Below are 4,493 nucleotides of genomic sequence, written 5' to 3' on the forward strand. Positions count from 1 at the left end.
GTAACCGGTGTTCTGCCCCCACATTGGCAGCCGCCGTCTGATCTGTGATCGCCTTTCCATGGATTAAGAACGGGAGTTTCTCCATGGAGACTACATTGGAGTTTCTCACAACCAGGAAGCCTGGACGTGAGGTTCACCGACATTGGCCGGACGAGGTCAAGGCGAAGATTGTTTCGGAAAGCTTGAGGCCTGGCACGACAGTCAATGAAGTTGCGCAGCGCTATGGATTGCGAGCCAACAGCCTTTCCACCTGGCGGACGATGGCGCGGCAGGGCAAGCTGGTGTTGCCAGAGCCAGAAGACGCCGTCGAGTTCGCGGCCATGGTTGTCGAGCCGCCGTTGCCTGTGCCGTCGAAGGTCAAAGCCGTTTCCCGTGCCGAGATCGTCGTCGGTCCGGTCACGATCCGCCTGGAGGAAGGCGCATCTGCGACCCGGATCGCTGCAATCGCTCGCGCCCTGGCGGCGGCGACATGATCTTTCCGTCAAACCGCGTCAGGATCATGGTGGCGACCAGGCCGGTAGACTTCCGCAAGGGTCATGACGGCTTGGCGGCGCTTGTGAAGAATGAGCTGCACAAGGACCCGTTTACCGGAACGGTCTTCGTGTTCCGATCACGCAAGGCCGACCGGTTGAAGCTGATCTACTGGGATGGCTCCGGGATCGTCATGGCCTACAAAAGGCTGGAAGAGCAGACGTTCACTTGGCCAAGCATCAAGGATGGATTGATGACGCTCACCCACGCCCAGTTCGAAGCTCTGTTTGCGGGCCTCGATTGGCGGCGGGTTCATGCCATACAGACGAGAACCCCGGAGGTCATCGAATAGCTGCGGCACGATGACTCAGCACGACAAATTTCAAAAGCAAATCGGCTCCGGATTTGGTAGTTTCCGGCCATGCTTGATGCCGCCGACTTTCCCGATGATGTTGCCGTCCTGACGGCGATGCTGATCGCGGCGCAGGCACGTGAGGCAGCCAAGGACGTCGCGATAGCCAGTAGGGACGAACATATCGCCCGCAAGGACGAGCGGATTGAACGGCTTGAGAAGCTTGTTGCAGCATTTAAGCAGGCAGCCTTCGGGCGCAAATCCGAGAAGACCGATCCTGACCAATTCGATCTGGCCCTGGAAGACCTGGAAACGGCTATGGCCGTGATCCATGCCGAGGATGAGGCGGACGCTCCTGCAGGAAACAGGACTAGCAAGCCACGTGAGATCAATCGCGGCTCCCTTCCGAAGCATCTCCCACGTATCGAGGAGGTGATCGAGCCAGAAAGCCTGATCTGCGGCTGCGGCGGTTGCCTGCATTGCATTGGCGAGGATGTCTCCGAGCGGCTGGACATCATCCCGGCACAGTTCCGCGTCATCGTCACCCGCCGCCCCAAGTATGCCTGCCGTGCCTGCACGGACGGTGTCGTCCAAGCCCCAGCTCCGGCACGGCTGATCCAGGCTGGGCTTCCGACGGAAGCGACCGTCGCCCATGTGCTGGTCTCTAAATATGCCGATCACCTTCCGCTCTATCGGCAGGCGCAGATCATGAGCCGCCAGGGCATCGATCTCGACCGCTCCACGCTTGCCGATTGGGTCGGCCGGGCAGCGTTCGAGTTGCGCCCCGTGTTCGATGCCCTGATTGCCGACCTGAAGCGCTCGACCAAGCTCTTCATGGACGAGACCCGTGCTCCGGTGCTCGATCCCGGCTCGCGCAAAACCAAGACCGGATACTTCTGGGCGCTGGCGCGGGATGATCGTCCTTGGAATGGCGGTGCTCCGCCGGGCGTGGCCTTCACCTACGCTCCCGGTCGGGGAGGCATTCATGCCGAATGGATATTGCAGGGCTTCTCCGGCATCCTGCAGGTCGATGGCTATGCCGGATACAACAGGCTGATCGGGCCAGACCGGATTGGCCCAGACATTCGGCTTGCGTATTGTTGGGCACATGCTCGTCGCAAGCTGGTGGAGATCACCCGGAACGGAACAGCACCCATTGCCGAGGACGGCGTCAAACGCATCGGTGAACTGTATCGGATCGAGGCCGAATTGCGCGGCCTTGATCCAGAGACGCGCCTCGCCGGGCGACAGGAACGGTCAGCGCCGCTCGTCGCCGACATGCACACGTGGCTCGTCCATCACCGTGCCCGTGTCGCGACGAAGTCCCCACTTGGAGAGGCTTTGGTCTACATCGCAAAATACTGGGATGGTCTGAAGCTCTTCCTGACCGATGGGCGCATTGAGATCGACAACAACACCGTCGAGCGAACCATCCGACCGATAGCCCTAAATCGCAAGAACGCACTCTTCGCGGGGCATGACATTGGAGCCGAGAACTGGGCGATCATCGCCTCCCTTATTGAGACCTGCAAACTCAACGCCGTCGATCCGTTAGCCTATCTAACCGCCACACTCATCGCCATCGTCAACGGCCACAAGCAGAGTCGGATTGAAGAGCTAATGCCGTGGAATTGTTCGGAGCAAACGCACGGCTAAGTCTGCTGTCGGCGCAAAGTGCCCATACAAGGCCGAGTTGCGCATCTCTGGCGTGGGACGGTGGCTAGAAGCCGGGAACTCCAAAGAGCCGTCGCGCGGGAGTAAGAGTGCCTATTTCGCGCCACGTGTCGCTGTGATGAGCACCAGCAGCACGTGATCGACCAGCGCGATCAGACGTTCGCGCGGGATAGATGCGCCAGCCGGTCCGGCATTATGGGCCAGGAGTGCAATCACCGTGTCACTCAGGACTTCTAGCTCGACCTCCGACAAAGGCGCGTGTCCCTCGTCAGCCGCTCGCTTGGCAAGCTTTTCTAGTTCTGTCCGAACAAACATACTGAAGCGGTCGGACAGGGTTCGGTACAGGTCAGGGTGTGACCTCGCCATCTCCATCGTCGCGGTCACGATCTCGGGACGGTCGTCGCAGTTACCAGCCTGCTCCATCAACGCGACCAGATCGTCGCGCAGCGATGTGCCCGGATAATGAGGCGGCTTCATTGGACTGAGCGTAGCGACAGCGTCGGCCACGACGTCCGCTTTCGCGGTCCAGCGTCTATAAAGCGTCGCTTTTGACACGCCCGCACGCGCGGCCACATCGGTCATCGTCAGTCCGTGATAACCTTTCTCGGCAAGAAGTTCGAGCGCCGCCTCGATGATAAGATCGTCACGGCTTGTGTCTTGGGTACGTCCCCGCTCAGCGGGCGGCAGACGGCGCTGATGTTCGTTGGCTCGTTCGTTCATGGCCATCATGTAGATCATATAATTCGAAACACAATATTACCGAAACTCTTGCGTTTCGTATTGGGTAGCCTATTTAGGGAAAGAACATCCTGGCGCATAAGGCGTTGCTACTCCCAAGAAAGGCTTTCTATGTCTACACCAATCAACTCGCCGATCCTCGTCACTGGCGCTACGGGCAAACAGGGCGGGGCAGTTGTCCGCGCCCTTTTGCAGGCCGGTCGTCCCGTTCGAGCCATGACGCGCGACCCTCATTCTGCTGCGGCGCAAGCCCTTGCCGCGCAGGGCGTGGAGGTCGTCAAGGGCGACTTCAACGATGCCGCCAGTCTCGATGGAGCCTTTGCCGGGGTGGATGGCGTTTTCTCCATGCAGATGGGTTCGCATCCTGGTGACCCGGACACCGAAATCGTCACAGGCAAAGCGTTGATCGAAGCTGCCGGCCGCGCAGGTGTCGACACGGTCGTTCACACCTCCGTCGCCCGAGCGGGCGATCAGAAGAACTTCGTCGGTTGGGATGAAGGGCGCTGGGAGCCACTTTACTGGGACAACAAGGCGGCTGTGATCGACATGGTTAAAGCCAAGGGCTTTCGCCACTGGACGATCCTGAAGCCCGCCATGATCATGCAGAACCTAGTGCCGCCGATGGTGGAGTCCATGTACCCCTCGCTCCGCGAGCGTGGTCGGTTCGAGACTGCGATTGAACCGGACACCGGCATCGACTGGATTTCGGCGGAGGACATCGGCGCGTTCGCGGCCGCCGCCTTTGCCGAGCCGGCGCGGTTCCATGGTCATGAGATCGATCTTGCCGCAGATACCTTCACTCTGCCCGAGGTTGCGGCCAAGATCAGCGGAGCCACCGGAAAGTCGGTTTCGGCGATCACCCTTTCGAAAGAAGAGGCGCTTGCTCAACCCTATGGCGAACTGGGCTACAGGCACGAATCTTGGAACAATGTCGAGGGCTACAAGGTGGACATTGAAGCCGCTGGGAGCTGGGGCGTGCCGCTGACCACACTCGACCAATTCATCGAGCAGAACCGCGACAAGTTCGTCATTGGCTGAGCAGTGCGCGCGTTGTAGCGCTAGCTGGGCCGCTCTTTCAGGCCGCTCTCCCCGCTCCGAGGGGTGGGGAGAGCGGCCTGTTAGTCTTCGAGGGCGACAGCAGCAGTTTATAAAGGGGAGGAATGTCTCCTCTTGGCGCATTCTTGCCATCAATGTCGTAGTGGCATTTTTCGGGATGCCCAATCGAGCTTGGTCAATGTGCGAGGAAAACACCGCTTAC

General features: G+C 59.9%; 5 protein-coding genes. 4 read left to right on the forward strand and 1 reads right to left on the reverse strand.

What is annotated here, in order from left to right; genetic code table 11:
- The first annotated feature begins 83 nt into the window (after positions 1-83).
- The 3 genes from tnpA (at position 84) to tnpC (ending at position 2,479) form a co-directional block, all read left to right on the forward strand.
- Complete coding sequence (gene tnpA / locus NNZ72_RS25260) at positions 84-473, forward strand: IS66-like element accessory protein TnpA (RefSeq protein ID WP_257318443.1); 390 nt, start codon at positions 84-86, stop codon at positions 471-473.
- On the forward strand, positions 470-823 hold the full coding sequence (tnpB, locus tag NNZ72_RS25265) for an IS66 family insertion sequence element accessory protein TnpB (RefSeq protein ID WP_257318444.1): 354 nt from the start codon (positions 470-472) through the stop codon (positions 821-823). Before tnpA ends, tnpB begins: the two co-directional genes overlap by 4 nt.
- A gap of 69 nt (positions 824-892) precedes the next feature.
- Positions 893-2,479, forward strand: a complete 1,587-nt coding sequence (gene tnpC, locus NNZ72_RS25270) for an IS66 family transposase (protein ID WP_257318445.1) — start codon at positions 893-895, stop codon at positions 2,477-2,479.
- 111 nt (positions 2,480-2,590) lie between these two features.
- Here the strand turns inward: tnpC and NNZ72_RS25275 are convergent, their stop codons facing one another.
- Complete coding sequence (locus tag NNZ72_RS25275; protein ID WP_257318446.1) at positions 2,591-3,235, reverse strand: TetR/AcrR family transcriptional regulator; 645 nt, start codon at positions 3,233-3,235, stop codon at positions 2,591-2,593.
- 111 nt (positions 3,236-3,346) lie between these two features.
- Between NNZ72_RS25275 and NNZ72_RS25280 the strand changes: the two genes are divergently transcribed.
- Complete coding sequence (locus NNZ72_RS25280) at positions 3,347-4,273, forward strand: NmrA/HSCARG family protein (RefSeq protein ID WP_257318447.1); 927 nt, start codon at positions 3,347-3,349, stop codon at positions 4,271-4,273.
- Positions 4,274-4,493 lie beyond the last annotated feature (220 nt).

This window comes from Shinella pollutisoli (assembly GCF_024609765.1).
In the GTDB taxonomy this organism is placed as follows: domain Bacteria; phylum Pseudomonadota; class Alphaproteobacteria; order Rhizobiales; family Rhizobiaceae; genus Shinella; species Shinella pollutisoli.

Bases quoted from the DNA above. Each gene is read 5' to 3' on its own strand.
- NNZ72_RS25280 (WP_257318447.1), top strand. From the start codon at position 3,347: ATGTCTACACCAATCAACTCGCCGATCCTCGTCACTGGCGCTACGGGC.
- NNZ72_RS25275 (WP_257318446.1), bottom strand. From the start codon at position 3,235: ATGATCTACATGATGGCCATGAACGAACGAGCCAACGAACATCAGCGC.
- tnpB (WP_257318444.1), top strand. From the start codon at position 470: ATGATCTTTCCGTCAAACCGCGTCAGGATCATGGTGGCGACCAGGCCG.
- tnpA (WP_257318443.1), top strand. From the start codon at position 84: ATGGAGACTACATTGGAGTTTCTCACAACCAGGAAGCCTGGACGTGAG.
- tnpC (WP_257318445.1), top strand. From the start codon at position 893: ATGCTTGATGCCGCCGACTTTCCCGATGATGTTGCCGTCCTGACGGCG.